At 62.7% G+C, this 4,299-nt stretch carries 5 protein-coding genes; 1 reads left to right on the forward strand and 4 read right to left on the reverse strand.

Features of this window, described 5'->3' with window-relative positions; genetic code table 11:
- From ACE3OH_RS20090 to ACE3OH_RS20105, 4 genes are all read right to left on the reverse strand, one after another.
- On the reverse strand, positions 1-506 hold a 506-nt coding region (locus tag ACE3OH_RS20090), incomplete at its 3' end, for a hypothetical protein (RefSeq protein ID WP_374357338.1).
- Between the two features lie 581 nt (positions 507-1,087).
- Positions 1,088-1,786 (reverse strand): 2-C-methyl-D-erythritol 4-phosphate cytidylyltransferase, encoded by a 699-nt coding sequence (gene ispD / locus ACE3OH_RS20095; RefSeq protein WP_374357340.1) that lies wholly within the window; start codon positions 1,784-1,786, stop codon positions 1,088-1,090.
- Positions 1,783-2,523, reverse strand: a complete 741-nt coding sequence (gene dnaQ, locus ACE3OH_RS20100; RefSeq protein WP_374357342.1) for a DNA polymerase III subunit epsilon — start codon at positions 2,521-2,523, stop codon at positions 1,783-1,785. The genes ispD and dnaQ overlap by 4 nt, the downstream gene beginning before the upstream one ends.
- 214 nt (positions 2,524-2,737) lie before the next feature.
- Complete coding sequence (locus ACE3OH_RS20105) at positions 2,738-2,935, reverse strand: hypothetical protein (protein WP_374357344.1); 198 nt, start codon at positions 2,933-2,935, stop codon at positions 2,738-2,740.
- Positions 2,936-3,079: 144 nt separating this feature from the next.
- On the opposite strand from ACE3OH_RS20105, the gene ACE3OH_RS20110 reads away from it, so the two are divergent.
- Positions 3,080-3,982 carry an FAD:protein FMN transferase gene (locus tag ACE3OH_RS20110; protein ID WP_374357346.1) on the forward strand — a complete coding sequence of 301 codons (903 nt, stop codon included), beginning with the start codon at positions 3,080-3,082 and terminating at the stop codon, positions 3,980-3,982.
- Positions 3,983-4,299: the final 317 nt, after the last annotated feature.

The following is a 4,299-nucleotide window of genomic DNA, read 5'->3' on the forward strand; positions in this document are numbered from 1 at the left end:
AAGGGCTCGGCAGAGTCGCTTTGGATCAGGCCAATGGCGTCCACAGAGGTAGGCTCTGTGCTATCGGCCTGATTGCCGGCGAGGTTGTTGACCTGCGCCGTGAAGTTGTCGGCATTGCTTTCCGGCACATAGATGATGGTGCTGGCGCCCGCGCCATTGAGGAAGTTGAACACATAGATCGCGCCAAACAGGCCGCCTGCGTTACAGAAGTACAGCGAATTGCCCGGCGTTTGCACGCAGGAAAACTGCTTGTAGGCAGCTTGCAATTCCTCATTGCCGTAAACATGGCCGAGATCAACCGGGGCAGAGCAGCTTACCGAGCCGGGGTAGCTGCTTTTCGTGCAAACCACCAGATTGGTGTTGGCAGCGGCAAAGTGGTTGCCACTGGTCGCTACCGCCAAGGCCGCCTTGAGCTGGGCGTCACTGAGCGGGCCGGCTTGCGCCAAGGCGGGGAGTCCGGTTAATCCCAGGGCGCTGGCCAGCGCGACTGTCAGCATCGTTTTCATGCGTATCTCCTGAAAGGTGGGTGACTGGGCCTGATTCGCCCATCCACCACCTGATACGCAGCGCATGCAAAACTGGATGCAAGGACTTGAGACTTCTTTTTTTGTGGATGCCCAGAGCCCGGCAATCCAGCAGACGGGACCGGCAGTACACAAGAAACAGCGACACTTCTAGGCTCTGTTGACGTTTTGCCGGCGAAACCCACAGGGCCGGGCCGAGTTTTGCGGTAACTCCGCGTTGTCATTCGCTTACATAACCCGTTATGCCGCACTCATTCCGCCTTGATTTACCGCAAAACTCGACCCGGCGCGACCGTCGGCAAAACGTCAACAGAGCCTAGCCCCCTCTCCCGCGCGGGGAGAGGGAGTACTGCGCCGATCTGCTAGCTTGCGGCGAGAGAATGCTTTATTTACCGGAACCATAAACTCGATCACGGCGAGAGGCTAAATCGCCATACGCCCCCTCTCTCCTCGCGAGAGGGTTGGGGAGAGGGGTGACGTGCAAACCGCATCCCCCTGGAAGACGCTGTCTGCCAGTAGCATCCGGGTCTATCCTAGATGGCGGCAGCGCCGCCTTCTCGGCCCTACCTCGCCTGCAAATACAGCGCCGCCAGGGCCAGATCGTCGGGATAGGTCACCTTGATATTGCGCTCGTTGCCCAGCACCAGCCGGGGCGCATGGCCGCTGGCCTCGATGGCGCTGGCTTCATCGGTAATCGTGTCATCGGCCGCTTGGTCCAGCGCATCGCGCAGCAGGCCATAGCGGAACATCTGCGGTGTCTGCGCCCGCCACAGCCCGGTGCGCGACACGGTGGCAGCAATCTGGCCGCCGCCATCCGCGCGCTTGAGCGTATCGGCAACCGGCAAGGCCAGGATGCCACCCACCGGCTCATCGCGCAGTGCATCGATCAGCCGGCCGATATCGCTGGCCGCGATACAGGGGCGGGCAGCATCGTGCACCAGCACCCAATCATCACAGGCCAGCTCGCTCGCCAGGGCAGCGAGGCCATTGCGCACCGATTCGGCGCGGCTGGCGCCACCGCAGCGCAGCACGGTGAGCTTGCCCTGCAACTCGCCCAGATGCGGCACGATTGATTCGAACCAGCCATCTTCGGGCGACAGTACCAGCACCAGCCGGTCGAGCTGCGGCGCCGCCGCCAGGGCACTCAGGGTATGCGCCAGCAAGGGCTTGCCGAGCAGGGGCAGATATTGCTTGGGCAGCTCACTTCCCATGCGGCTGCCGGCACCGGCGGCCGGCAGCAAGGCGATAAACCGCTGGCTCACGCCGCAGCCTCCGGCTTGGGCTCCAGGCTGCGCCACAGGCAGCTGCCCTTGACCGTTTTGTCCAGGGTATCGAGATAAGCATCGTGCTCGCCCAGCTCGCCGGCAGTCGGGCGCAGCACCTTCAAGGGGCCACGCGCGGCGCGCGCCACGGCTGCGGCGGCCTGGGCGGCGCTGTCATCACCATCGGCGCCGGCAAAGTCGATCAGCAGGCTGTCCTGGCCACGGGTCATGCACAGATAGACTTCGGCCAGCAATTCGCAGTCGATCAGCGCGCCGTGCAGGGTACGGGCACTGCGGTCCACTTCGAAACGATCGCACAGCGCATCGAGGCTGTTGCGCTTGCCGGGGAACATCTCCTTGGCGTCTTTCAGCGTATCGATGATGCCGGTCACATAGTCGCTGATCTTGCCGCGCCCCAGGCGCTCCAGCTCCATATTGAGAAAGCCGACGTCAAACGGCGCGTTGTGGATGATCAACTCGGCACCGCGCACAAAGTCGAGAAACTCGTCGACGATATCGGCGAACTTGGGCTTGTCGGCCAGAAAGTCACTGCTCAGGCCGTGCACATTGAGCGCGCCCTCTTCGGATTCGCGCTCGGGGTTGATATAGCGATGCAAATGGCGATCCGGCCGCGACAGTTTGCGGCTGACCATCTCGACGGCGGCGATTTCAAGGATGCGGTTACCATCTTCCACGCGCAGGCCGGTGGTTTCGGTATCGAGGATGATTTGACGCATGGTGAGCCCGGAATGAATCAGGGTCTGCCCGGTGCAGGGTAAAACACCGGCACACGGCAGACCTCGGTAAAAGGCTGGCATTATCCCGTGGACGAACCCGCACGTGTGCATTTTCTGCCACGGCGCCGCCCGCGGCAGGCAAGAAAAAGCCGGCAGGTATTGGCCTGCCGGCATAAAGAGACCGGGCCTGCCGATCTCAACCCCTTACACGGACCTACACAGAAACATTGATGACGCTGCCTGATACCGCACCGGCACGCGGCCGGTTCTCACCTAGCTGCAGACTAGCCTGAATAGCCGCCTGCTGCTGTAACTGCTGCTGGGTGCGATCATCAGCCAGCGCCTGTCGTTGATAAGCCTGTAACGCTTCCAGGCCGCCTTTGAAACAACTGCTGCATGTTCCGACCGCCATGATGCTTTCCTTATGAATGTGGAAAACCCTGAGGACATCGCATCGGCAAGCGAGGCCGAGCAGTTTGGTCGAGCATGCAGGTGGTTTCTGACACGGCTGGTGTAATAGGTTTCGAACTGATTTGTAAAAATGAGTAATTGCGCCATGCTGCGTCATCAACACCACTTCGCCGCCATGGGCAGCCCGTGTGAAATCCAGCTGTATGCCGGCGATGAACAATTGGCTTGGCAGCTGATTGCCGAGGCCGTTGCCGAGGTGCAGCGCCTTGAAGCGCGCTATTCGCGCTACCGGCCCGACAGCCTGTTATCCGACATCAACCGTGTAGCCAGCGCTGGCGGCGAGATCTGCGTCGACACCGAAACCGCTGCCCTGCTCAACTTCGCCGCTATCAGCCATCGCGAAAGCGGCGGACGTTTCGATATCAGCGCCGGCGTGCTGGCCCGTGCCTGGCAGCTCAGTAGTGGCACCGCACCGGCACAAGCGGCGATCGATGCGCTGTTGCCGCTGGTGGGCTGGCACAAGATCGACTGGCAGCCACCGCGCCTGCGCTTCCCGACGCCCGGCATGCAGCTGGATCTGGGTGGCATCGTCAAGGAATACGCGGTGGACCGGCTGGCGGCACTATTGATGGCGGCGGGCATTCACAGCGGCATCGTCAACCTCGGCGGCGATATCCGCGTGCTGGGGCCGCAGCCCGATGGCACGTCCTGGCAGGTCGGCATACGCGATCCGCGCCAGCGCGATGCGGTATTGCTCACGGTGCCGATGTCAGGCGGCGCCATGGCCAGTAGCGGCGACTACGAGCGCTGCCTGGTGATCGATGGCGTGCGCTATGGCCATATCCTGCGCCCCGATACCGGCTGGCCGGTGCACGGCCTGGCGGCGGTCAGCGTCATTGCCGATCTGTGCGTGCTGGCCGGCAGCGCCAGCACCCTGGCCATGCTGAAGGAGAGCGACGGCCCGGCCTGGCTGCTGGAAACCGGCCTGCGGCACCTATGGGTGGATGTGGACGGGCACTGCGGCGGCAGCCTGCTCGGGGAGCGCTGAACGAATCACGTTTTGAATCAGCAGCGCCGACTCCGGGAAACCGGAGCCGTAATGCCATCATGACAACGGAGTCGTGTACGCCGCGGTCAGTTTAAAATCGACGCCGACCGCGTGATCGATCGAATGCCCCCTGATCGCCGGCAAGGCGGGCGCATGCCGCCACAGTCGTCGAATACATGCTGCAACAGCTACGGAGAACCCCAACCCCGTCGGCCTCGCCGAGCACCGCAGCAGCTTGCGGGGCAGTCCGGGACAGCATGTTTGAGCCTTGGTGCAACCAAGGCGAGTTCTGGCCCGGCCGCAAGCTGCGAGGAGCA

This window comes from Chitinimonas sp., assembly GCF_041904975.1.
Lineage (GTDB): Bacteria > Pseudomonadota > Gammaproteobacteria > Burkholderiales > Chitinimonadaceae > Chitinimonas.

What these genes read in the sequence shown, in the direction of transcription:
- dnaQ (WP_374357342.1), bottom strand. Translation starts at nt 2,523, where the DNA reads ATGCGTCAAATCATCCTCGATACCGAAACCACCGGCCTGCGCGTGGAA.
- ACE3OH_RS20105 (WP_374357344.1), bottom strand. Translation starts at nt 2,935, where the DNA reads ATGGCGGTCGGAACATGCAGCAGTTGTTTCAAAGGCGGCCTGGAAGCG.
- ACE3OH_RS20110 (WP_374357346.1), top strand. Translation starts at nt 3,080, where the DNA reads ATGCTGCGTCATCAACACCACTTCGCCGCCATGGGCAGCCCGTGTGAA.